Source organism: Chitinophagales bacterium (assembly GCA_017303415.1).
Classification (GTDB): domain Bacteria; phylum Bacteroidota; class Bacteroidia; order Chitinophagales; family Chitinophagaceae; genus SpSt-398.
The window spans coordinates 525,899-549,779 of the sequence record JAFLBJ010000001.1 but is presented as its reverse complement, the minus strand read 5'-3'; the positions used below and the strand labels follow the sequence as shown (position 1 = coordinate 549,779).

Below are 23,881 nucleotides of genomic sequence, written 5' to 3'. Positions count from 1 at the left end.
GAACCATTTTACATGATCAATCGCACTATAGCGCCTCCCATTGTGGATGCCACCGATTTTAAATTGACCCTGAAGCCTTACGAAAAATACACCCTGGACAACGGGATCGAAGTGTATTCCGTGAATGCGGGTACACAGGAAGTGATGATGGTTGAATGGGTGTTTTATGCCGGGAACAGCTATGAGGAAAGGAATATGATCGCTTCAGCGACCAATAACCTCCTTAAAAATGGCACTTCGACTAAATCGGCCTTTCAGATCAATGAGCATTTTGAATACTATGGATCCCATTTCAGCCGGGCCTGTTACAATGAAACAAGTACGCTTACGCTACATTGCCTCGACAAACATATCGGCGAATTATTACCTGTGGTAAAGGAACTCGTGACCGATGCCACTTTTCCCCAGGAAGAACTGGACATCTTTAAAACCAATATGAAGCAACGGTTGACCGTGAACCTGAAGAAATCAGAGTTTGTCGCCAACCGGTTGATCGATGCTTATATCTACGGGGAAGACCATCCCTATGGTTCGTATAGCCGTCACGAGGACCTGGATGCGCTTCAACGCGAAGAGTTACTGGCTTTTTATAAAAAATATTATACCCAGGGCCGCTGTATCATCTTTACTGCCGGAAAGTTGCCCGCTGACTTGCCCCGATTGCTGAATGAGCAGTTTGGCCACCTGCCGATCACCCGGCCCGAACCCCGCCAGGTGCCTTTTCACAATATGGAACCCTCCCCGGAATTTGGGAAACCACTCCGGATCATCAATGACAACGAAGGCGTGCAGGGCGCGATCCGGATGGGACGGCTATTCCCTAACCGGCATCACCCGGATTTTATGAAGATGCAGGTGTTGAATAACCTTTTTGGCGGGTTTTTTGGTTCCAGGTTAATGAGCAATATCCGCGAGGATAAGGGATATACATACGGGATCTATAGTTATCTCCAGAACCATATTCAGTCATGCGCCCTGATCGTAAGTACTGAAGCGGGGAAAGACGTATGCGAAGCAGCGGTAAAAGAGATCTATCATGAGATGAAAACACTACGGGAAGAACCCGTAGAGGATGATGAGCTTTCCCTCGTACGGAATTATATGATCGGGACCATTCTGTCCGACCTCGACGGACCATTTCATATTCTCGCCCGGTGGAAGAATATCATTTTAAACGGGTTGGACGAGTCTTATTTTTATGAATCGATCAAAACCATCAAAACTGTGGGAGCCACAGAGCTGATGGAACTGGCCAATAAATATTATAGTGAGAAAGATTGGTATGAATTGATCGTGTATTAAGTCCAATATTTGCCTAACTTAATTGTATGAAACTGATCCTGCGTATACTCGTGGTAGCCGCCATTGCTTTTCTGCTGGCCCAATGGTTACCTGGCGTACAAGTAAACAATTACCTGACCGCTATCTGGTTTGCTGCGGTTCTGGGTTTATTGAATGTGTTTCTCAAACCCATTCTGGTTATTGTCACCATTCCCATTACCATTCTAACCCTGGGTATTTTTCTCTTTTTTATCAATACCATCACCGTACTTATCGCCAGTAACCTGGTTCCCGGGTTTACGATCGACGGATTTTGGTGGGGGGTATTGTTCAGTTTCCTCCTCAGTTTAACCACATCGTTACTTTTTCGGGAAGAAGACCGCCAGCGGGAGCGGGATTAGCCAAATTCAGGCGAATCATGGTACTTTTGTTCCATGCAATTTGACAGGAAGAACCTTACAGACGATCAACTCTTGGCGATCTATCGCCGCTTGCTCTGGCCCCGCCTTATTGAAGAAAAAATGCTGGTCCTGTTAAGACAAGGCAAGATCTCCAAATGGTTTAGTGGTATCGGACAGGAAGCGATCTCGGTTGGTGCCACCCTTGCCCTTGAACCCGATGAGTGGATCATGCCCCTGCACCGAAACCTGGGTGTTTTCACTACACGTGATATGCCCTTGCACAAACTCTTCAAACAATGGCAGGGACAGACAGATGGATACAGCAAAGCAAGAGAGCGTAGTTTTCATTTTGGCAATTCCGAACATCATATTTGCGGCATGATCTCCCATCTCGGTCCGCAATTAGCGATTGCCGATGGGGTAGCTCTCGCGTATAAGCTGCGTGCCGAGCAAAAGGTCTCCCTCGCCTTTACCGGAGATGGAGGAACCAGCGAAGGCGATTTTCACGAAGCCCTGAATGTTGCAGCGGTATGGGACCTGCCGGTTATTTTTATCATAGAAAATAATGGCTATGGATTGAGTACACCTGTAGAGGAACAATACCGGTGTATCAGTTTGGTGGATAAGGCCAAGGGTTATGGTATGGAAGGTGTTTCCATTGATGGCAATAATGTATTGTCCGTATACGATACCATCAAAGGCGTAAGAGAGTATTGCATCAAACATCAAAAACCCTATCTCATCGAGTGTCAGACCTTTCGTATGCGGGGACATGAGGAAGCAAGTGGAACGAAATATGTGCCGCCGGAATTATTTGAGATCTGGAAACTTAAGGACCCGATTGAGAATTTTGAGAGATATCTGGAAATGTCCGGAGTCGGAAGTCCGGAGCTTTTCGATTCGATCCGCCAGGAGTATAAAGAGAAAATTGAGAGTGAATTGGCCATTGGATTTGAAAGTCCGGCGATACGACCCGACGAAGAAGAAGAGATCGGTGATGTATTTGCACCGGTGGAGATGGAAACATTGAGTCCTGTGCGGTCATCCCGAACCGAAACCGAAATACGGATGATCGATGCGATTTCTGAAGGGTTAAGGCTTTCGATGCAGGAGCATCCCAACCTGATCCTGATGGGTCAGGACATTGCCGAATACGGTGGAGCGTTTAAGATCACCGAAGGATTCGTTAAGGAATTCGGAAAAGACAGGGTAAGAAATACACCCCTTTGCGAAAGCGCGATCATTGGGACCGCACTTGGCTTAAGCCTTGAAGGGTTTAAGAGCATGGTGGAAATGCAGTTTGCGGACTTTGTGAGTGTAGGGTTTAACCAGATCGTGAATAACCTCGCCAAGATCCACTATCGTTGGGGGCAACAAGCGGATGTGGTGATACGCATGCCGACAGGTGCGGGTGTAGGGGCAGGTCCCTTCCATTCACAAAGCAATGAGGCCTGGTTCACCCATGTACCCGGATTGAAAGTCGTATATCCCGCTACACCTGCGGATGCAAAGGGATTATTGATCGCAGCGATCAACGATCCCAATCCGATATTATTTTTTGAGCACAAGGCATTATATCGAAGTGTGAGCGGAGAGGTATCACCCGAGTATTATGAAGTTGAAATTGGTAAGGCCCGTCATGTTCGTTCCGGCGATGAGTTATCCATCATTACGTATGGAGCCGGGGTACACTGGGCTGAGGATTTTGCAGCGGAGCATCCTGAAATTTCCATTGATATCCTTGACCTGCGGAGCTTGCAGCCTCTGGATTACCTCGCTATTCGTGAAGCCGTGAACAGGACCGGGCGTGTATTGATCCTTCATGAGGACACCCTTACCGGTGGAATCGGGGGCGAGATCGCGGCCTGGATAGGGGAGCATTGTTTTGACAAATTAGATGCACCCGTGATGCGTTGTGCTTCATTGGATACGCCGGTGCCTTTTAATATTGAATTGGAAAAGCAATTTTTAGCGAAGAATCGGTTGGAGGAGGTGGTGGAGCGATTGATGGGGTATTAGGGGTTTTACCTCCGCGTCCTCATGTTCTCAACGGTGAAACTCATCGCGCTCCTCCGCGCTTTGGCGGTAAAGCAAACAATTCAATTTTCCCCCGGATGATACTTCCGCTTCGCCGCTTTCTCCACATCCTCCTTATAAAACAATACTTCTTTAAACGTCCCCTTTGCATACATGCCTGCCTGATCAAAGAAGTGAGGAGAGTTAGGATCTCCGCTTTCTCCACCCGCCAGCAATGATTTAGCCCGGATCTTTTTTTCTCCTGGTGCGGCATTTCGGATAAACTCTACCGCGCAAATGAAACTGTTTCCATGTACGCCATACCTTTTTTCTGTCCCCGGATAGGTACGACTCGAATAGGAAGGTAGTTGCCCCCAGGTTGACGAGGCAAAACCGACGGGTATGCTGGGTTGTTTATCATCAAATACACTATTGATATTTGGCGAAATGCGTTGAAAACGGTTGATCGAGCCCCAGGGCATTTGCCATTGGCCAAACCTTTTTTCCAGGTCACGCAGGGTTTCAAGCAAGGGCCGCAGAAGCGCGTCTGCGGATGCGGTTTCCGCGAATCGACGAAACCGTGTCACCTGGTTCTCCTCATCATCGGCAATCAAATTGGTACGGAAAATAGCTGGCAATAACCGTTGTCCCCATTCCACGGCCAGGGTAGTGGCAATGGAATTTTCTCCACTGCGAAAGTCCCAATGTTTGAGCACTTGTATCGGTCCGGCTAAATGAGCAAATAGCGTATCGTTTGGATTAATGTTTTTTTCAAATGCTTTGATCAGGGCGGGTACGAGCACTTCAAAAGCGGCGAGGCGGGTATCGTATCCGGCTTTGATGACATCTTCGAGTGTGTAGCCTGATTTTTCTCCCAGCACTCTTACGGCATTGATGCCTCTGAAATTCTCTCCATCCGGGGCCATATAGGCCGGGAAGTTTTCTTTTTTTGGACTATTCGCGCCAGCTACGGTAAAAGGGGTGGAGTTACAGTTCTGTAACCACCCATTGGGGGGATTGATCGAATGCACTGTTTCATTGATCGGATGCAGCCCGATCCATTCTGTTTCGGAGGTAGATCCATCTACAGGTTGGGTCCAATCCAGATTGGGGTTGCGTTTTGGTATCCGGTTACCATGCCAGTAAGCGATATTTCCTGCAGCATCGGCATACACCGTATTGTTGGAGATATTTCCTTTCAGGTCGAGGGTACGTTTAAAGCTTTCCAATCCCGTGGCTTTGGTCCGTTGCCAGCATTGGATCAACCCATTGGTGATCCGGTTATCAGCGCGCAGGCTAAGGAATTGATCCTTGCGTTTTGCCATTATCGGGCCATGGTGGGTGTACAGGGCATTGATCTTTTTTGTCTGAATACCGGAGGCGCTTTTGTAGTTAAGCCGGATTAGTTTTTGGGAAACGGGCCGGTTTTTACCATTATAGGAATAGGAAAAACCAATGCCTTCGCTGGAGATCTTTTCAATATAGGTATCTGCCGCATCCACATAACTGCTTGTATGCATCCAACCACAATGTTCATTGAAACCCTGGTAGATAAAGAACTGGCCCCAGGTAACGGCGCCATAGGCGTTCAGTCCTTCCTGGGAGACCATATGTACCTCCGGACGAAAATAGAAGGTGACATGGGGGTTGATATACAGGATGGAATTTCCCGAGGCTGTAACAGAAGGGGCGAAGGCAAATCCGTTGGAGCCCGACAATATTTCTTCTGTTGGTTCGGGAGGGGCAATGGCCATGGGGCCACCACCGTAAAGAGATTTGAGTTCGTTGACGTTAATATCCGCGGTATTGATGGCGCCGATACTTCCATCGGTCCACAGGAAAGGGAACCAGGGTTCAAAGCGATATAGCAGGGCGGGTTTTACCTGTGGGTGTGTATAGAGATAGAAATTAATGCCATCGGCAAAGGACTGGCAGAGTTTTTTCATCCAGGTGGGCGCTTTTTGAAAATCACGGACGGCCTCTGCCGAATCAATGATCATCCGGATCAGGAGGTCATTATACAGGTCATTTTCTCCGGTTACTTCGGCCATACGCCCCAGTTTTTCAATATAGTTCATTTCCACCCGGGCAAAGTCATCTTCACACTGGGCATATAGCAAACCAAAGACCGCGTCGGCATCGGTTTGCCCATAGATATGGGGAATGCCAAAATGATCGCGAAAGATGGTTACCTTTTGGGCTTGTTTCTCCCAACGGCCGATTTCGGGATCGGTGAAATGGGATTGTGCGATCAGGGAAAAAGGAAGGAGCAGAAAAACAAGCAGTTTCATATGAAATGGTTGAGGAGTGGTTATTTCAATAAATGAATTTCGTGTAAAATTTCCATTTTTACCGTGGAAACAGGGTTGTTTGTTTTTATTGTTGAATCTATGTTTGTGCCATGAAGAACAGCATAACAAATTCATTAAGCTCAAGCTCGATGACTGAGCAAAAGATTTTTCACAGCATGAAAAGGCTATCCCAGCTTCGAAATGAAAACCGAATCACCGAATCTGAGTATAAGAAATTGTCGAAAGCGTGTTTAGCTATATGGGTAAAGGGCCAGTTTCAGGAAATAATGCTTTCATTTATGTATGATGCAATCAAAACAATGAGAAATGCGTAAGGAAAGCGAAGATAGGAGTCTTGGAGATGGCGATCTAAGCTTTGTAGCTAATCTCTTAGAGGAAGCGTCTCTTGCTTTTCCAGGAAATCTAACCGAAAAGCATGTTGAGATGATTTTGGAAAGAGCAAATCGGATTGATCACTTTAAGTACAAGAAATGGGTACAAGGGCGTCTTATTCTTGTCTTGAACATATTTCTAGGTATTGGATTATTTGTCTTTTTAACTCTATTTTTGGCAAAATCCTCTGCAGATACTTTTCTTGAAATCGTACGAATTTTGCTTGCCTTTATTGCTGGATTTAGTGGAGGATATGGAATTAAGAATTTGAGAAATGCAAATTAATGACTTCCACGAAAAGATAAAATTCCTGGGTGCTGACCTTCTATCAGCACTGGAAGAGCATGCCGATATCCGGGAAGTTCCGGCAAATACTGTTTTATTGCGAGATGGGCAGTATGTAAAGGTTATTCCCATTGTGTTGAAGGGGCTGATCAAAGTGTTTGTGAGTTTTGAGGAGAAGGAGCTCTTGCTTTATTATATACAACCTGGTGAGAGCTGTATCATGTCCTTTTCAGCTTCTTTAAAGAATGAGCCGAGCAGGATCGTGGCCATTACAGAGGAAGACAGTGTTGTGTTGTTGCTTCCGGTGGATAAGGTGGGCCAATGGGTCAAGCAATTTCCGGGGATCAATCAATTATTTTACCAGCAATACAATCTCCGTTATGCCGAATTGCTGGATACCATCAATCACCTCCTCTTTGGACGGTTGGATACCCGCCTTTTCAATTATTTAGTAGAAAAGTCCCGGTTACGCGGGGAAAAGGTCCTGGCCTTGAAGCACAAACAGATTGCTGCTGAACTGGGAACCGCCCGGGAGGTCGTAACACGGGTGATCAAAAGGCTGGAACAGGAAGGCAAGGTCAAACAAGTAGAAGGCGGAATCGAGATACTTTGGCCTGAGAATCAACGAATTTCCGGATTATAAGCCGCTGTTTTTGATGCGGGTGACGGCGGTCACCTGTTTAAGGGTCTCACCCGAACTACTTTTACCCTGTAAATCAAATTATCTCAACGGCTAAATCAAATTATTATGAAAAAGAACATGGGTAATATCGACCGCATATTACGTATCATCATTGCTGCTGTATTTGCATATCTCTATTTTGGTGGGATTGTTACAGGTACACTGGGACTGGTTCTCGTGATCCTGGGTGGTGTTTTTGTATTGACCAGCCTCGTTAGTTTCTGCCCTTTATATACTTTGGTGGGATTGAATACTTGTCCGAAGAAATAGGTTTGGGGGGAGAGATGATGTTGGATGTTGGATGTTGGATGTTGGAAGGCAGAGGCGACAAGATAATCGTGCGAGACCTCTGGTCTCGCACAACAAACCTCCGCCATCTGTCATCCAACATCCATCATCCAACATCCAACATCTGTCCTCCGTCATCTGTCATCTGTCATCTGTCCTCCGCCCACCTTCACCGAATAAACCCCGGTAACTCCTCAAAGTACCGGGATTCTTTTTCTTCCAGTAACAGGTCTTTCAATGCATAGATAAAGGACTTATACCCCGTGTACATTTCCCGGTGAAAATTGATCAGGGTAGAGATCTCGATCTCATTGAGGTGCTCAAACAAATGATCCTTGTACAAACTTTGAAGAATGACCGAGTAACCCTTGGTGATACTCTTATACAGGGCGACCAGGGAATCAAAGGCAGGTTCTTTTTTCTCACCCAATAGCAGGTCGGTCATTTCCCGGCAATAGGCATCGGCCTGGCCAATGGTGCGCTGGTAGAATTCAAATTTGATATCATTGGAGGAATTACGTAATTGTTCCATATCCAAGGCCGCATCCTTAATGCTTTTAGTGGCATACATGGTATTGCGGTTGACAATGATGTACCGCTCCAGCTTTTCGGCATTTCCATTTTTTACAGTAACTACTTTTTGCAATTGTACCTGAAAGGACTGAATTTCTCCATGCAGGTGTTTCAATTCATCATAGTGTTGTACGGCAGCCTTGCGGTCATGGCCTGGGGGAAACCATTGATCGATCCGGGGATCGCGGGGCAATTCGGCCATGGAACGGGTGAAGGCAATTGCCTCGAGTAGGAAATGATGAAGTTCTTTTGTCAGCGCCTCGATGGCAATATCGGGATCGGAAAGTCCGGATTTTTGAATGAACAGGGTTTCTTCTTTGGTATGCGTAAACCTTTTTTCCAGAAAACGGCCAAAAGCGGAGAGCAAGGGTAAAAAGAGAATGATCCCAAAGAAATTGACACCTGTTTGAAAGATAACGAGTCCGATCAACGAGTCTTTTACCCCGAGCGTATCTGTGATCAAATGGGCAGAAGGAGTGAGCACCAGGAGAAAGAGGAAAGAAAGAGAGGTATTGTACAGGAAATTTCCGAGGGCCAGTCGTTTTTTCACCGCACTGCCACCGATCGAAGCGATCAGGAGTTTGATGGTTGTTCCGATCTCACCACCTAACACCACTGCCATGGCAATTTCAAACCCAAAAGCTCCCGCAGCCAGAGCGCTCAGCACGATGGCCATCGTGGCTGAACTGGATTGCAGAATGACGGTGATGAGAAAACCAACCAGTAAGTACACGATCGAGGGATATTGATCAAAAAGGGCCCAGTCGATCTTTTGCATGGAGTTTTCCATTCCCGAACGGATCATTCCCAATCCAATAAAAAGGAAACCAAAACCAAAGACCATCCGGCTCCAGCGAGCTGTTTTTGATTCGGCAGGGGCCAGCGCATACAGGATACCTGCCACACCAGCCAGGGGATAGGCGATGGTTTCAAGGTTCATTTTAAAACCAATGGTGACGATCACCCAGTTGGCAGCCGTGGATCCCAGGTTAGCCCCAATGGAAATGGCCAGGGCGTTGGAGAGTTGAAGTACACCGGCCCCAACAAAGGCAAGCACCAGCATGTTGACGATACTGCTGCTTTGCATCACCGTGGTGACCAAGGCTCCGCTTCCAATGGCTTTAAGCGGAGAGGCGGTATGTTTTCGTAAAAAGAGTTTGAATGACCGGCCAGTAAGCTGGTGCAGGGATTCCTCGAGCATTCGCATGCCCAGGAGAAAAATGGCGATACCGGCAAGCAGGAGGAACATGGGACAAAGGTAGGGGGTGAATTCCTCCTACACGCCCTTCCACCGCTTAGCCAGCAAACCCGTTGCCAACGAAAGATCGATTTCTGCCATGGTGATCCCGGCTTTACCATACTCACCATGTACTATACATCGCCCATCGGGGGCGATAATCGAGCTGGCTGACTCGGTAAACCGCGACGCGAAATTGGCACTGGCAAAATAGATCGTGTTTTCCAGCGCCCGCATCATCATGGCCTTTTCGTAATAGGGACTTGCAGGATCGCCCCAGGTTTTAATTTCGCGTCCTTCGGTGTCGCTGCCGGCAAAATGGGGGTGAAAGACCAATTGTGCGCCTTGTCGGGCGGCCCAGCGCACCAATTCAGGATACCGGAAACCTTCATGACAGATGACGATGCCAAAGCGCAGGCCCTCTACCTCAAAAACATGCCGGTTGGTGCCGGGTGACCAGATATTGTCTTCCGAGGGATCGAGTTGGTTCTTGGTTTGCGCACCCAGGATCTCGCCCGTGGAGGAGATCACAAAGGCCAGGTTCAGGAATTTTCCGTCTTCGTGCCAATCCATCGGAACGATCAGGTTGATATTATTTTCTTTGGCGATCCGGCAGGCAAGGTCCCGGGCTTCCTGCAATCGATCCGGATGCTGGTCATGGGCCAAATAACCCATACCCGGATAACCCGGCAGAAATGATTCGGGGAAGCAAAGGATCCTCGCGCCATGTTCTGCCGCTTCGCGTGTATATTTTTCCAACGAAGCAAGGCCTTCTTTCAGCGAGGAAGGAATGGGTGGGGATGCGAGGGCTATTTTCATTTTAAGTGTTTGTGTATTGAGGAACGGTTAGGCGCTCAATTTAAATATGAGGAACAATATCAATGCAGTTATTGGCAGCGAAATCAACAAAACTTTTAGTAGAATAGCTGCTTTTGCCTGTCTGCTGGTATCTGCTTTTTTCTGCCTGCCCAGCACAAAGAACATCATTCCCAGATAGACAAGAGAGAAGGTTATTCCTCCAACGATCAGGAATAGTACCAGATAGAAAAACCAGACTAATAGACCAAAACCTTCCATAATTTATTCTTAGTATGGTGGCAAAAGTACGCAGTTTGTGATTGAAGTTATGCGTACTTCAAAATGTTACATAAGGAAGGAAGAAATATGTAATTCTGATACAATATCAATCAAATATTTTTATCATACTTTTAGTCAGGTTGCAAAAACTATCAGCTTCTGGTGGTGAAACTGATTTTTTTGAACTACGGAACAGGCATGCCTGCTTATAAATTTCAATTTCTAAATCAGGATATTCTGAAAGGCAATCAAGATCTTTTGTTTGTAAACGGTCTGATAATTGATTTTTATCTTCCGTGATCACGTGAAATCGCGAGGAAAATTTCCGCGCGTGTTTAAAGTCCAGATCAGTTTTGAGAACAAGATTTGCAATTTTTTCTCTTATTGTTTCTTTGCAGATATACGTATCAGGAAAAGTTTTTGTTAACTGTATGTGTCCAAAAAGATAGTAATCAACACCCGAGTTTGAGTTTCTTGGAATAGGATATGCACTAAGGTAAGTAGCTAAAATTATTGTCAAGTTTGGATATATTTCAGAGGAGCCCAGTGTTTCTTTAATGGTGGGTTGAAGAGCCTTAAACATCCCGAATCCTTTTAGGTTTTTATGTGAGACATTCTTAATTGCGAACGATTCCTTTATAATTCGAATAGATTCTATCATCATTGAATTAAAAGCGTCTGCATCAGCTCGCATTTTCTTAATTTGCTTATCATTTGCAAAATCGTCACCAGAAAAGTCAGGGATCTCTATGGATTCGGACATCTTGTTTTTTTTGCAAATTACAAATTCAGTTGATAATAGGGTCAATTAAGTAGCACCCTTACAGGGTGCAGCGAAGGATGTGAATTGAAATGGTACATGCATTGCGCGGCATAGGAGCGCAACTGAAAGAACTCACTGCGCCCAGACCAGAATGAAGACAATGGTTAAATAGGACCATAACCCGGTAAAAATAATATGCACTACTGTCTCAAACTTTCTTCCCCTCCATAACCTGGACGAATAAATAAATAGTTGGAAGAAAAGCCGGATTCCCCAAAACATGCCTAAACCTAAGCTGATCTTTTTCCCAAGATCGGTGGCCACTAATTCAGTGCTTGAAGTAAAACATAAAACGCCCATAAGAAATACGGTCAACGCGATAAAGAATGTATGCGTTGTCATCATTTGCCTGTTTATTAAACTCAAATGGGTAAGCTCGGCCTTCCAGTTAAAATATTTTGGGAATATTACGTGGATCATGGCCAATAATATTAGTAGCAGGCCGACAATCTTAAAGTGTATTTCCATTTTTTATAAGGATAAAAGTTCGAATGAATGGAGTAGTTTTTATTTCCCTTTCGAGGATGAATCCCGTTTTTGCAAAAGTATGCATCCAGTTGGATCTGCTATGAAAATGAAAAGCCCCGATTGTATAGGCAATAAAATTTGGTAGGTCGCGAAGGTGTTCAGTTATATAAATAGCCCCACCGGGATGAAGCACACGTTCAAGCTCCTTAAAAAACAGGACTCGTTCTTTCGGGTCTCTAATTTCGTGAACGGATAGTATGGCGAGTATATACTTAAAACTGTGATTGGAAAACGGGAGGCTTTCTGTTGATACCGAAAAGGTGCCGGGATGTGGAGGATAGGCTTTTCTTGCCCGCCGGATCGATATTTCTGTGTGCTTCTGTGGGTTGTAGAAATCACAAACGGATAGATGTATGGCAGGAGACTGTAGTTTTAGTATCTCGCTAACTTCATCAAATCCTGCATTGACAGATAACACTTGTTGGTCGTTTAAATCGGGTAGCCAATCAAGGTGGTAAAGATTTGACCTGTCATATACGAAATAGGAAACAAAAAGAGAGATGAGAATTGCGATGAGGGAAAGGATATAGGTTAATGTACAAATAGATTTGAGCTGGTCGGGCAAAAGCGGGCAAACGACAATCAGGACCAGGATTACAAGTACCGCCAGCAGATAAAAGTGCCAGTTGAAACGAATGATATTCACCACTCCCTGAAAGGGGCCGCGTTTTAAGTCCATTTTTCGATCTTTCCTTTTTTCCAGAAATAAGGAATATTCTTTATTTCAAATGCATTTGCTAAAATTGGATCCTGAATGGGCAGCGTTTCCAAAAAATTAAAATAGTAATCTTTCACCTGAAGGGGTATTGGGGTCCAATTTTCTCGCACACCTTCAATGATCAAAACGGAATCATTTTTCTTTGAACAGGAAAAAGTAAAGGGGAGCGGCCCTGCAAACATTCTCGCCTCCTTCCAATTGGAAAAAGGTGAACCAGCAGGGAGGGGTATTGTTTCATTGCTTTCCCTTAGCTCCACACGGAAATTTGAGTTTTTTGATTGTATGATTCGACTGGTTTTATCACCGAATTGTTCGATATCCGTTGTGGTATATTTATATTGGGTAAAAATGTTTCCCAGAAATTCCATTTTCTTTTTATTCGTTTCCGACCGGAGAATATACAAACCTCTCAATCTTTTTCCCGCTTTATTCGTATATCTGACAAAGAGGCGATAACCGATCAGAAAAAAATTGTTTCCCAGGATAGTGGGGAATCCCTTGGGTCTTAATCCGCAAGTATCAACCATGGCTACGGCTAAAAATCCCCATTTATCCTGAAAAAGATCGAGCTCAAGTCGTTCAGGCAACATGCTTTGAAGCTGTTCTTTAGGTACGGCAAAGGTGAGCACCACTGAACTTTTAAAATAGGCCTCCACTGCAAATGGATGGTTTTGGAAAAAGCTCATAGAGAATTTTTTTGAGGTCGGTTCATTATAAACTCATGATAATAGATCAGGAGGATAAATAGAAAGGCAAAGACAGCATTGAATTTTCCCCAAAGCAATAGGTCGGGAGCAAGAAGAAATTCCAAGGTGTTCATTATTGTTACGACGGCCATTTGAAGAATCGCATTAATCCTTGATTTGAAGCCAGTTAAGATCCAGATCGCAATTCCGATTTCAGCCAGGCCGATCAACAACGTAAAAGTTTCTGAATTTGTTGGACCGAGTATCCTTGCAACAATGGCTTCATGCCTGGGTACAAGATTTAATACTTTACACACAAACCCGTTAGTAAACCAAACTATTGCAAAAAAAAGGGTAAGCAATTTTTCTTGGGTCATGAACAAATTTAGTCTGTATAACCATGGATTTATATCCTTTAGAATGGTGCATCCTGAAGCGTCATATTTTAAACCCCTATTCCAACTAATGGAAAACCCCTATTCACTGTATTATTTTTGGACATTTCCACAATTTGGAACTATTCCTCACGTTCTGTAAATCAATATCCAATATCCAGTGGAACCATACTCTATTTTTATCGTGGAAGACGATCCATGGTATGGAGAAATTCTCGAATACCATCTTTCGCTCAACCCCGATTACACCATTACCCGCTTTACATCAGGCAAAGACTGCCTGGATAACCTCCATCGTAAACCCGATCTGGTCACGATCGATTTTTCCCTGCCGGATATAACCGGTGATAAACTGTTTGAAAAGATCCATGCGGCGGACAACCAGCTCCCCGTCATAGTGATCAGCGGACAGGAAGAGATCACCGTTGCCGTAGACCTCCTGAAAAAGGGGGTACGCGATTACCTGGTCAAGGATGATAACACCAAAGACCTTCTTTGGAATGCCGTGATCAAGGTACGCGAAACGGGTACGCTGAAAAAGGAAGTGGAGAAACTGAAAGAAGAGTTGGGGCAAAAATTTGCCTTTGAAAAGACCATCATTGGACAAAGCGCTTCGCTCAAAAAGGTTTTTGCCTTAATGGAGAAAGCGACCAAGACAAATATCAATGTATCTGTTACCGGCGAAACCGGTACGGGTAAAGAGGTTGTGGCAAAAGCTATTCACTATAACAGTGAACGAAAGAAGAAAAATTTTGTGGCGGTGAACATGGCCGCTATCCCCAAGGAACTGATCGAGAGTGAACTCTTTGGTCATGAAAAGGGTGCTTTCACAGGTGCGGTGGCCCGCAAGGCAGGAAAATTTGAAGAAGCCAATGGCGGTACGATCTTCCTGGATGAGATCGCGGAACTGGACCTGAGCCTGCAGAGTAAACTGTTGCGGGTATTGCAGGAAAGAGAAGTGATCCGTGTGGGAGGAAATGAAAAAGTAAAACTGGATGTACGGCTGATCGTCGCCACCCATAAGAACCTCGCAGAGGAAGTAAGTGCCGGGAATTTCCGGGAAGATCTCTATTACCGTGTCATTGGATTACCCATTGAACTCCCGCCACTTCGTGAACGGGGTAATGATGTGTTGATCCTCGCAAAATTCTTTATTGATGAGTTTGTCCGGGAAAATAAACTGGATACCCTCACGCTTACCGAGGATGCGCGGGAGAAATTGATGCGCTATAGTTATCCGGGTAATGTGCGCGAATTAAAAGCCATGATCGAATTGGCCGCCGTCATGAGCAATGGGGGAGAGATCACGGCTTCGGATATCAATTATACACATACCAAAGGCGGGGAGAATTTTATGGTAGAGGAAAAGTCCCTGCGCCAATATAACTGTGATATCATTACTTATTTTCTGAAAAAATATGACAACGATGTGCTGAAAGTGGCCGAACGCCTGGATATCGGTAAGAGCACGATCTACAAAATGATCCAGCAAAAAGAAATACTGGTATGAAAACAGCACTTTACACCTTAGTGGAAGGCAACTGGCAGGCACAAATCACCCGACAGGAAGTTGATGTGGCGAAAGTGCAACTGGTTATTTGTTTTGGTGCTAAAGAAGAGTTGCGAAAGACGGGCCTCTATGAAGGAGTACACAGGCTATTCCCCCGGGCACAGGTTCTGTTTGGCAGTACTGCAGGGGAGATCATGGGTGAACAGGTATTGGATGATGCGGTATTTCTGGTGGCCATTGAATTTGAACAGACCCGCATTCATTCAGGTTCTGTGAACCGCCGCGATTTTTCGAGTTGCTATGATGCGGCGCGTGCATTGGTAAAACAACTATCCTCTGATGGTTTAAAATACATCCTGGTCATTTCCGATGGAAGCCTGGTCAATGGTAGTGAATTGGTGCGTGGCCTGAAGGACGCTACGAGTCCCGGTGTATTGGTGACCGGCGGCCTGGCAGGTGATGGGGCCAATTTTGTATCCACCCTTACGGGATTGAATGCAAACCCAGCCGAAGGCATTATATCCGCCATTGGTTTTTATGGAGACAAGATCGTTGTCAATCATGGGTCACAAGGTGGATGGGATATTTTTGGCCCCGAGCGAAGGGTGACCCGTTCCACCCATAATGTGTTATATGAAATTGATGGGAAGAATGCACTGGCTTTATATAAAAAGTATTTGGGTTCCGAGGCTGCTCAATTACCCGGTAGTGCGCTGTTGTTTCCTCTTTCGATCATAGCGCCGGACAGTCAGACACCTGTAGTTCGAACCATCCTGTCTATAGATGAAGAAGAACAGACCATGACTTTTGCCGGCGATCTGCCCGAAGGATCTAAGGTGCGGTTCATGAAGGCCAATTTTGACAAGATCACTGCCGCTGCCAATATCGCGGCCCAGCAAACCCTGGGCGGGTATATACAATCACCTGATTTTGCCTTGCTGATCAGTTGCGTGGGACGTAAACTGATCCTTGGTCCGCGTATAGAAGAAGAAGTGGAAGCTGTTCGGGAAGCCCTGGGTCCCGATACCTTATTGGCAGGATTTTATTCCTATGGTGAGATCTCTCCATTCAATGAAGGAGGCTCCTGTCAATTGCACAATCAAACAATGACCATTACGACCTTTCATGAGTTACCATAAACTATTACATAAACAGGTCCAGAAGTTTCTTCCGGAGCACTTGCAGCTTGATCCTGCCATACAGGACCTGCTTGATGCAGTGAACAGTTCTTATGCCGCCTTTGACCGGGATAAGGAACTGGCTGAAAGGGCCTTCAGGATCACCGAGGAAGAATATTCTGAGATCAATGATCAGTTGAAAGAGGAGATCGAAGTAAAACGGCGTTCTGTACTGAAATTAAAAGATACCCTGGGTGTGATCTCCGGTGATGATACCCAGAACGGGTCGGATGACCTCCTCCTGATCGCTCGCTATCTTCATCAACAGGTACGGGAAAAGAAGAATGCGGAGAATATTTTTACCACGCTGATCACGAATATGCAAAACGGCATTCTCCTGGAGGATGAAACACGGCATATTGTATATGCCAACCAGTTGTTTTGCGATATGTTTCAAATTCCGGTTCTCTGCGAACAATTAACCGGAATGGATTGCAGCAACAGTGCAGAGGAATCCAAGTATCTTTTTCAGGAACCGGAAGTCTTTGTCAAACGGATACAGGAAATACTCATAAACAGGAAAGTCGTAAAAGGGGAAGTATTAAATCTGGAAGACGGAAAGGTATATCTCCGGGATTATATTCCCATTTTTCTGGACAATGAATACAGGGGCCATCTTTGGAATTACACCGACATCACCGATATCCGGAAGGCGCAACACGAGATCGGGCAAAGCGAATTAAAGAACCGGTTGATCATGAATTCTGCCCTGGATGCGATCATTACGATTGATGTTTATGGTCATATTACCTTTTGGAACCCGCGGGCAGAAACCATCTTTGGTTGGAAGGAGGAAGAGGTTCTTGGGCGAATGCTCTCTGATACCATTATTCCCCCTTCTTTCCGGGAAGCGCATAAGCATGGAATGCATCATTTCCTGGCTACCGGAGAGAGTACAGTGTTGAATAAACAATTGGAACTTACTGCCATCAACCGGAAGGGAGAGGAGCTGCCCATTGAGTTATCTATCGTTCCCATTGCAAATGGTGATTCGCTCTTCTTCTGTTCTTTTATCAGAGACATTACAGAGCGCAAATTGACTGAACAAGGGTTGCGGGCAAATGAGGAAAAATACCGGAGCATCATTACGAATATGAACCTGGGTCTGCTGGAGGTTGATACCGATGAACGGATCCAGTTCATCAATAATAGTTTTTGTGAGATGAGCGGCTATATGGCCGATGAGTTGATAGGCAGGAAGGCTTCTGAGCTATTTGTTCGCAGTGAGAACGCGGAGATCATGGAAAGCAAAAATGATCTGCGCAAAAAGGGCATGTCGGATGCCTATGAGATCGCCGTCAAGAATAAACGCGGCGAACTGAAATGGTGGTTGATCAGCGGGGCACCCCGCTTTGATGATAAAGGGCAACTGATCGGTTCGATCGGGATCCATCTGGATATTACCCAGCAGAAAAACCTGGAGTATGAACTGATCGAAGCCCGGGAACAGGCTGAACAATCGGCGCGTTCGCAGGAAATGTTCCTCGCGAATATGAGCCATGAGATCCGCACCCCGCTCAATGCCATCATGGGGATGAGCCGTGAATTGCAAAAGACCTCGCTGAACCAGCAACAAAAATCCTATCTCGAAGCAGTGAACTCTGCGGGAGAACAGCTCCTGGTGGTGATCAATGATATCCTGGATATTTCCAAGATACAGGCGGGTAAACTACATATTGAGAATATTGGTTTCAGGTTACGTGAAATTGGCGACCGTGTGATGCAGGTAATGAGTCATCGGGCAGAAGAAAAAGGCATTTCGCTGGTTTGCACCACCGATGCCCGGGTACATCCTGTCCTTATCGGTGACCCTTACCGGTTGAACCAGGTATTACTTAACCTGATCAGCAACGGTATCAAGTTTACGGAGAAGGGGACGGTGGAAGTGATCTGTAAAGTGGAGGAAGATTCTAACAGTGGGCAACGAATCAGCTTTACCGTCAAGGATACGGGTATAGGTATGGATAAGGAATTTACCCAACGGATTTTTGAGAATTTCTCGCAGGAAGACAGGTCTGTCGCACGCCGCTTTGGTGGTACCGGACTTGGCATGGCCATTAGTAAGCAACTGGTTACCCTGATGAATGGAGACATTAAGGTGGAGAGTGAAAAAGGAGAAGGTACAAAAGTATATTTCTGGTTGCCCTTCCGCAAGGGATCAGAAATGGAAATCGCCCCCAAGGTGCAGGCTCCCACGGATAACCGGATACTAAACGGGAAGAAGATACTCCTGGCTGAAGATAATGAGATGAACCGTTTGGTTGCCACCACCGTATTACAACCTTATGGGACGATCATTGAGGAAGTGATCAACGGACAAGAAGCCGTAGAGGCCATCCGTACGGGGGATTATGACCTGATATTAATGGATGTGCAGATGCCTATCATGGATGGACTCGAAGCCACGCGTCGTATCCGCCAAGATCTTCAGCATTATATTCCGATCATTGCTTTAACCGCAAACGCCATCAAAGGCGAAAATGAAATATGCTTTGCAGCCGGTATGAATGATTATCTCACCAAACCATTCAAGGAAGAAGACCTTGTTGCCCTGATGGCAAAATGGCTGGGAGGAGAAACCGGTTTAATATCCAATACAAGTAGCATGGAATCCAATCAAGCATTGTTCGACCTGGGAAAACTCAGGGAGATCGGCAAAGGCAATCAGGCCTTTATTGACAAAATGATCAGGCTCTTCTCCGAGCAGGCGCCGCTCAGTGTTCAGGAGATCAAAGAAGCCTACGGGCAAAAGGACCTGGAAAAGGTAAAGGCCGTGGCACACCGGCTTAAACCTTCCATTGACAATATGGGTATCCACTCGCTCACCAAAGAGATCAGACAGATCGAGACCCTGGCCCTATCAGGTGATCAGGAACAGGAGCTGCCCGGATTGATCGAGCAATTGGAGACGGTGCTGGTGGAGGTTGTGGGGAAGTTGCGTGAGGGGTGAGGCGTGAGACGTGAGATGTGAGACGTGAGACGTGAAACGTCAGTGGTGAAAACTCACGATTCACGATTCACGACTCACGACTGACGATCAGCATTTCACAAGTAAAATAAAAATCATACCATCCAATAGATGAAAACCTATCAAAACGTCCTCTTTGTCATTGTGTTTTCCTTTTTTGTACTGGCCTTCTTTCTCTGGCAGACAAAAAGGAATATTTCCAACAATGCGGTGGGCAATCAGGCTTTTCAGGAACTGAACAGCCAATTACAGAACCTGAACGATCTGAATGAGGCGCTTGCTTCAGCGGACGCTTCTTCCGTCAGCTATTCGCTTTCGGGCGACCCTTACTATCTGGATAAGTTCAGGGATGATACCGGAACGGTTACAACGATCGCTACCCGGATGATCGAATCCTATGAAGCCTATCCTGAACAGGTGGCCAATATGCAGCAATTAAAAGAATTGATGGACCAGAAAGTTCAGCTATCTGCACATCAGATCCAGGCCAGGCATGATACCCTCTCCGGTTCCTATCTCCAGTTTTTTACCGAGAAAAAGAGGATCAATAATAAGATCAATCAACAAGTATCAAAAGTCAGGCGTTTCAATGAAGGTGTGTTTGACGGAAACATGGCAAGGTTTGACAAAGCCTCCAAGAATTATTATATCACCACACTGATCATCAGTCTCGCGACATTCCTGGTTGTTTATTTCATGCTGATACGCATCAGTGACCAGATCAAAAGAAGAAAAAAGGCGGAATTCAATGCGCATGTGAATGAGAAGAAATACCGGGAATTGATCGATCAGTCAGGCGTTGTCCTTTTTACCACAGACCTTAAAGGGACATTCACCTTTGTCAGTTCCTATGCCACCCGAGTTACCGGTTTTGAGGTGAGTGAATTGGTTGGAAACAGTTTTTTAAAACTGGTGGACCCTGACTGGCAGGAAACGGTGATCAATTTTTACCAGCACATGCTGAACAATCACCTGACAGAATCAACCATTAAATTTCCTATCATCACCCGGGAAGGGGAACAGAAATGGATGGAACAACAAGCGGTTTTGCTCTATGCCAGTGACCTGCCTTATGGTTTTCAGTGTATCACCAAGGATGTGACCGAGATGTACCTGCTGGATGAGGAAAGAGCCAAGCGTAACCAGGAAAGAAGGGAATCACATTTATTGTTGCAATCCATTCTGGATAACTGTCCGCAGATCATCTTTATCAAAGACAATGAAGGCCGCTATATCCAGGTCAACCGCCAATTTGCCCAGGTACTCGACTTGCAGACGCCAAACATCATCGGGAAATTGGATCAGGAAATTTTTGGAGAAGAGATCGCACAGAAGTTCCTGAAATTTGAACGAAGGATACTGGAGTCACAGAAATCGGTGGAGGTAAGACAGGATATCATGGAAAAAGGATTTGCCAGAAAATACTCTTTCGTACTCTTTCCATTATTTGATCCGGCTGGAAAAGTGCTGGGTATTTCCGGTATTGGAACAGATATTACTGAGAATGTAAACAACCAGAAACGACTTATTGAAGCCCTGAAGAAGGCGGAACATGCCGAGAAACTTAAAGAGAACTTCCTGGCAAATATGAGCCATGAGATACGCACGCCGTTGAATGCGATCATTGGATTTGGCAGTCAATTGATGAAGACCGACCTGCCCGAGAAACACAAGGGTTTTGTGCAAAATATTAATTCCGCTTCGCAACACCTGTTGGTGCTGATCAATGATATCCTGGATATTTCTAAAATAGAGCAAGGCAAGATGACCATTGAAGAAATTGATTTTGATTTCCATGCCGTGATCAGTGAAACTGCCGCGGTGATGTCGCAGCGAGCAGAGGAGAAAGGATTGCCACTCAAAGTGAAGATCGATCCGGAAATACAATCCTATTTGAAAGGTGACCCGCACCGGTTGAAACAGATCCTGCTTAACATGTTGGGAAATGCGATCAAGTTTACCGAAAAGGGATGGATCGGTATCGAAGCCAGTTTACACAGTGATACACCCGCCCATCAGGAGATCAAATTAAAAGTAACCGATACCGGCGTGGGGATGGAGAAAGAATTCATGGCTAATTTGTTTGATAAATTCTCGCAGGAGGATAAATCCGTTACCCGTCGCTACGGAGGAACCGGTCTGGGCATGTCGATCACCAAACACCTGGTGGAATTAATGGGCGGCTATATTGAAGTTCATAGCCTGAAGAACGAGGGAACCACGATCGTATTACAGTTACCATTCCGTCGCGCCGAACAAAAACCGGAAACAAATGCTACCCCTATGGCATATGACAGCAGCAAATTGCGTAATTGCCGGATCCTGTTGGTTGATGATGTGGAGATGAACCGTATGGTCGCCTCCGCGGTATTATCGGATTATGGAGTGAATATTACAGAAGCCGAAAACGGCGCCGATGCCATCAGATTACTTCGGGAACAACCGTTTGACCTGGTGCTGATGGACCTGCAAATGCCGGTTATGGACGGGTTAAACGCTACATTCCAGATCAGAAATGAGCTCAAACTCACCATTCCCGTGATCGCGCTTACCGCCAGTGCTATGCGCCGGGATAATGAACGGTGCTTCCAGGTAGGGATGAATGATTATGTAACCAAGCCATTTAATGAGGAAGAGTTGGTGGGAGTGATACAGAAGAATCTGGCTTGAGAGAAGCTATTTGAGAAAAGCTATTAGCTATTGGCTTTTAGCTTTTGGTCAGCTCTGTCAATATTGAAATAAGTAATTGATTTATAAAAACTTATTGCTATTTTTTTAATAGCTAACAGCCTTTATTCCTGCCTGCTGTAAAAAAAGAAGGGCCAGATAGACATCCAGCCCCGTTTTCTATCCAATTTCCTATGAAAAACCGATTGTTAGACCGTGGTTGACCTTTTCGGGTTGCATTTCCTTCAAAAATCTTTTCCGGCCATATTAAAAAAGAGCTGCTCATCCATTTTTGGTGGGGGTGGTGGGTTTTTTGTAAAAAATAACCATAGTTTTGCCCTTCTTCAATTTCAGCATATGAAGCTTTAATTGGTCCGATCGGACCTCCTCCATGATCAAATTACCTGTCCCTTCGGGATCGGGCTTCTATTATTTTCAATTTTTTATCATCCATGTCAATAAAGCAATTTTTCGAAAGAATAAGTTATGCCCTCAATCTATCCCTTGAAGCCATCAAGGGGGTTGAAAGGGATTATACACAGGGAAGTATGCGCAAGGCCATATTCTTATTGGCCATTCCTATGATCCTTGAGTTGGGATTGGAAAGTGTGTTTGCGGTTGTAGATATTTATTTCGTCAGCCATTTACCCAATAGCAAGTATGCCATTGCTACGGTGGGGTTGACTGAGTTTTCCATTACCATAGTTTACTCTCTCGCTATTGGATTGAGTACGGCTGCCACAGCGGTGGTAGCCCGTCGGGTAGGGGAGAAAAACCCGGATGCGGCCGCGCATGCCGGGGTCATGTCGATCTATATCGCCATGATCGCGGCGGTGGTTTTTGGTGTACTGGGAATCTTTTTTGCTGAAGATATCCTGCGTATCATGGGTGCCGAGGATGAGGTGATTAAAGAAGGGGCCATTTTCACCCGGATCATGTTTGGGGGTAGTATGGTCATCATCCTTCTCTTTCTGATCAATGGGATATTTCGTGGCGCAGGCGATGCTTCCAAGGCCATGTGGAGCCTGGCACTCGCGAGTTTACTGAACATCATCCTTTGTCCCATGCTGATCTATGGGTATGGGCCTTTCCCTGAACTGGGTTTGAAAGGCGCTGCCATTGCTACTACAATTGGTCGAGGAACGGGGGTGTTGTATCAGTGTTACCACCTTTTCTTCTCCAAAAGAGGGGTTATCAAGTTCAAGCGTCCTCATTTCAGGTGGGACCTGCCTGTGATCAAGACCCTGGTAGAGGTAGGTTGGCCCGCCACCCTGCAGTTCATCATTCAGTCGGGTAGCTGGATCGTTTTGGGTCGTCTGGTAGCCGTATCGGGAAGCACGGATGCCGTAGCCGGATATCAGGTCGCCATCCGGAATATTGTCTTCTTTATCCTGCCCGCCTGGGGATTGAGCAATGCGGCTGCAACACTGGTGGGACAAAACCTTGGGGCCGGTCATCCCGACCGGGCGGAGAAGAGCGCCCTGCTCACCATGAAGTACAATGCAATTTTCATGTCAGGTGTAATGATCCTGTTTGTGTTTTTCGCATCGCCTATCATCAGCATATTCACCCAGGAGCCCGAGGTACATAGATATGGGGCCCTTGCCCTGCAGATCATAGGCTCGGGGTATATCTTTTATGGTATAGGAATGGTAATGATACAGGCGCTGAACGGGGCAGGAGACACCAAGGCGCCCACCTGGATCAACTTCATCGGGTTCTGGATGTTCCAGATACCCCTGGCCTATACATTGGCCAATGGGTTCAACCTTGGGCCTACTGGCGCGTTTATTGCCGTACCCGTGGCGGAAACAGCCATCGCGATAGCCGCCTTTGTATTATTTAAACGGGGAAAATGGAAAGAAACAAAGGTCTAGCATAAGG

At 45.8% G+C, this 23,881-nt stretch carries 19 protein-coding genes; 11 read left to right on the top strand and 8 right to left on the bottom strand.

The genetic code is table 11. From position 1 onward, the window contains the following. Window positions 1-12: 12 nt before the first annotated feature. From J0M30_02360 to J0M30_02350, 3 genes are read left to right on the top strand one after another with little or no spacing between them, the layout of a single operon-like run. Window positions 13-1,302 carry an insulinase family protein gene (locus tag J0M30_02360; GenBank protein MBN8666317.1) on the top strand — a complete coding sequence of 430 codons (1,290 nt, stop codon included), beginning with the start codon at window positions 13-15 and terminating at the stop codon, window positions 1,300-1,302. A gap of 26 nt (window positions 1,303-1,328) precedes the next feature. Beyond that, window positions 1,329-1,682, top strand: a complete 354-nt coding sequence (locus tag J0M30_02355) for a phage holin family protein (GenBank protein MBN8666316.1) — start codon at window positions 1,329-1,331, stop codon at window positions 1,680-1,682. Between the two features lie 33 nt (window positions 1,683-1,715). Continuing rightward, window positions 1,716-3,701 carry a dehydrogenase E1 component subunit alpha/beta gene (locus tag J0M30_02350; protein MBN8666315.1) on the top strand — a complete coding sequence of 662 codons (1,986 nt, stop codon included), beginning with the start codon at window positions 1,716-1,718 and terminating at the stop codon, window positions 3,699-3,701. 80 nt (window positions 3,702-3,781) lie between these two features. On the opposite strand, the gene J0M30_02345 is transcribed toward J0M30_02350, so the two are convergent. Then, window positions 3,782-5,989 carry a penicillin acylase family protein gene (locus J0M30_02345; GenBank protein ID MBN8666314.1) on the bottom strand — a complete coding sequence of 736 codons (2,208 nt, stop codon included), beginning with the start codon at window positions 5,987-5,989 and terminating at the stop codon, window positions 3,782-3,784. A 327-nt stretch (window positions 5,990-6,316) separates the two neighbouring features. Between J0M30_02345 and J0M30_02340 the strand changes: the two genes are divergently transcribed. The 3 genes from J0M30_02340 to J0M30_02330 all read left to right on the top strand — a co-directional run bounded on the left by J0M30_02340 (window position 6,317) and on the right by J0M30_02330 (window position 7,619). Continuing rightward, window positions 6,317-6,667 (top strand): hypothetical protein, encoded by a 351-nt coding sequence (locus J0M30_02340; protein MBN8666313.1) that lies wholly within the window; start codon window positions 6,317-6,319, stop codon window positions 6,665-6,667. After that, window positions 6,657-7,310: a Crp/Fnr family transcriptional regulator gene (locus tag J0M30_02335; protein ID MBN8666312.1), complete on the top strand. Its 654-nt coding sequence runs from the start codon at window positions 6,657-6,659 to the stop codon at window positions 7,308-7,310. Before J0M30_02340 ends, J0M30_02335 begins: the two co-directional genes overlap by 11 nt. A gap of 105 nt (window positions 7,311-7,415) precedes the next feature. After that, a complete protein-coding gene (locus J0M30_02330) occupies window positions 7,416-7,619 on the top strand; it encodes a DUF2892 domain-containing protein (protein ID MBN8666311.1) in 204 nt (67 codons plus the stop codon). A 187-nt stretch (window positions 7,620-7,806) separates the two neighbouring features. Here J0M30_02330 and J0M30_02325 read toward each other — a convergent pair whose 3' ends face one another. The 7 genes from J0M30_02325 to J0M30_02295 form a co-directional block, all read right to left on the bottom strand. Beyond that, window positions 7,807-9,459 (bottom strand): Na/Pi cotransporter family protein, encoded by a 1,653-nt coding sequence (locus tag J0M30_02325; GenBank protein ID MBN8666310.1) that lies wholly within the window; start codon window positions 9,457-9,459, stop codon window positions 7,807-7,809. Window positions 9,460-9,486: 27 nt separating this feature from the next. Continuing rightward, window positions 9,487-10,266: a carbon-nitrogen hydrolase family protein gene (locus J0M30_02320; GenBank protein MBN8666309.1), complete on the bottom strand. Its 780-nt coding sequence runs from the start codon at window positions 10,264-10,266 to the stop codon at window positions 9,487-9,489. Window positions 10,267-10,293: 27 nt separating this feature from the next. Beyond that, window positions 10,294-10,524 carry a hypothetical protein gene (locus tag J0M30_02315; GenBank protein ID MBN8666308.1) on the bottom strand — a complete coding sequence of 77 codons (231 nt, stop codon included), beginning with the start codon at window positions 10,522-10,524 and terminating at the stop codon, window positions 10,294-10,296. Window positions 10,525-10,630: 106 nt separating this feature from the next. Beyond that, window positions 10,631-11,287 carry a hypothetical protein gene (locus J0M30_02310; GenBank protein MBN8666307.1) on the bottom strand — a complete coding sequence of 219 codons (657 nt, stop codon included), beginning with the start codon at window positions 11,285-11,287 and terminating at the stop codon, window positions 10,631-10,633. 511 nt (window positions 11,288-11,798) lie between these two features. Beyond that, window positions 11,799-12,554, bottom strand: a complete 756-nt coding sequence (locus tag J0M30_02305; GenBank protein ID MBN8666306.1) for a methyltransferase domain-containing protein — start codon at window positions 12,552-12,554, stop codon at window positions 11,799-11,801. Then, on the bottom strand, window positions 12,545-13,279 hold the full coding sequence (locus J0M30_02300) for a DUF2071 domain-containing protein (protein ID MBN8666305.1): 735 nt from the start codon (window positions 13,277-13,279) through the stop codon (window positions 12,545-12,547). The genes J0M30_02305 and J0M30_02300 overlap by 10 nt, the downstream gene beginning before the upstream one ends. After that, window positions 13,276-13,656, bottom strand: coding sequence for a DoxX-like family protein (locus tag J0M30_02295; protein ID MBN8666304.1), 381 nt, complete (start codon window positions 13,654-13,656; stop codon window positions 13,276-13,278). Before J0M30_02295 ends, J0M30_02300 begins: the two co-directional genes overlap by 4 nt. A gap of 178 nt (window positions 13,657-13,834) precedes the next feature. On the opposite strand from J0M30_02295, the gene J0M30_02290 reads away from it, so the two are divergent. The 5 genes from J0M30_02290 (at window position 13,835) to J0M30_02270 (ending at window position 23,874) form a co-directional block, all read left to right on the top strand. Continuing rightward, entirely contained in the window at window positions 13,835-15,184 is a 1,350-nt protein-coding gene (locus J0M30_02290; GenBank protein ID MBN8666303.1) for a sigma-54-dependent Fis family transcriptional regulator, read from the top strand. Continuing rightward, window positions 15,181-16,323 carry an FIST C-terminal domain-containing protein gene (locus J0M30_02285; protein MBN8666302.1) on the top strand — a complete coding sequence of 381 codons (1,143 nt, stop codon included), beginning with the start codon at window positions 15,181-15,183 and terminating at the stop codon, window positions 16,321-16,323. Before J0M30_02290 ends, J0M30_02285 begins: the two co-directional genes overlap by 4 nt. Continuing rightward, complete coding sequence (locus J0M30_02280) at window positions 16,310-19,312, top strand: PAS domain S-box protein (GenBank protein MBN8666301.1); 3,003 nt, start codon at window positions 16,310-16,312, stop codon at window positions 19,310-19,312. Before J0M30_02285 ends, J0M30_02280 begins: the two co-directional genes overlap by 14 nt. A 129-nt stretch (window positions 19,313-19,441) precedes the next feature. Beyond that, window positions 19,442-22,000, top strand: coding sequence for a response regulator (locus J0M30_02275; GenBank protein MBN8666300.1), 2,559 nt, complete (start codon window positions 19,442-19,444; stop codon window positions 21,998-22,000). A gap of 449 nt (window positions 22,001-22,449) precedes the next feature. Further along, window positions 22,450-23,874 (top strand): MATE family efflux transporter, encoded by a 1,425-nt coding sequence (locus tag J0M30_02270; GenBank protein ID MBN8666299.1) that lies wholly within the window; start codon window positions 22,450-22,452, stop codon window positions 23,872-23,874. Window positions 23,875-23,881 lie beyond the last annotated feature (7 nt).

Bases quoted from the DNA above. Each gene is read 5' to 3' on its own strand.
- J0M30_02335 (MBN8666312.1), top strand. From the start codon at position 6,657: ATGCAAATTAATGACTTCCACGAAAAGATAAAATTCCTGGGTGCTGAC.
- J0M30_02270 (MBN8666299.1), top strand. From the start codon at position 22,450: ATGTCAATAAAGCAATTTTTCGAAAGAATAAGTTATGCCCTCAATCTA.
- J0M30_02340 (MBN8666313.1), top strand. From the start codon at position 6,317: ATGCGTAAGGAAAGCGAAGATAGGAGTCTTGGAGATGGCGATCTAAGC.
- J0M30_02310 (MBN8666307.1), bottom strand. From the start codon at position 11,287: ATGTCCGAATCCATAGAGATCCCTGACTTTTCTGGTGACGATTTTGCA.
- J0M30_02345 (MBN8666314.1), bottom strand. From the start codon at position 5,989: ATGAAACTGCTTGTTTTTCTGCTCCTTCCTTTTTCCCTGATCGCACAA.
- J0M30_02350 (MBN8666315.1), top strand. From the start codon at position 1,716: ATGCAATTTGACAGGAAGAACCTTACAGACGATCAACTCTTGGCGATC.
- J0M30_02305 (MBN8666306.1), bottom strand. From the start codon at position 12,554: ATGGACTTAAAACGCGGCCCCTTTCAGGGAGTGGTGAATATCATTCGT.
- J0M30_02295 (MBN8666304.1), bottom strand. From the start codon at position 13,656: ATGACCCAAGAAAAATTGCTTACCCTTTTTTTTGCAATAGTTTGGTTT.
- J0M30_02315 (MBN8666308.1), bottom strand. From the start codon at position 10,524: ATGGAAGGTTTTGGTCTATTAGTCTGGTTTTTCTATCTGGTACTATTC.
- J0M30_02275 (MBN8666300.1), top strand. From the start codon at position 19,442: ATGAAAACCTATCAAAACGTCCTCTTTGTCATTGTGTTTTCCTTTTTT.
- J0M30_02280 (MBN8666301.1), top strand. From the start codon at position 16,310: ATGAGTTACCATAAACTATTACATAAACAGGTCCAGAAGTTTCTTCCG.
- J0M30_02330 (MBN8666311.1), top strand. From the start codon at position 7,416: ATGAAAAAGAACATGGGTAATATCGACCGCATATTACGTATCATCATT.
- J0M30_02285 (MBN8666302.1), top strand. From the start codon at position 15,181: ATGAAAACAGCACTTTACACCTTAGTGGAAGGCAACTGGCAGGCACAA.
- J0M30_02355 (MBN8666316.1), top strand. From the start codon at position 1,329: ATGAAACTGATCCTGCGTATACTCGTGGTAGCCGCCATTGCTTTTCTG.
- J0M30_02325 (MBN8666310.1), bottom strand. From the start codon at position 9,459: ATGTTCCTCCTGCTTGCCGGTATCGCCATTTTTCTCCTGGGCATGCGA.
- J0M30_02320 (MBN8666309.1), bottom strand. From the start codon at position 10,266: ATGAAAATAGCCCTCGCATCCCCACCCATTCCTTCCTCGCTGAAAGAA.
- J0M30_02300 (MBN8666305.1), bottom strand. From the start codon at position 13,279: ATGAGCTTTTTCCAAAACCATCCATTTGCAGTGGAGGCCTATTTTAAA.
- J0M30_02360 (MBN8666317.1), top strand. From the start codon at position 13: ATGATCAATCGCACTATAGCGCCTCCCATTGTGGATGCCACCGATTTT.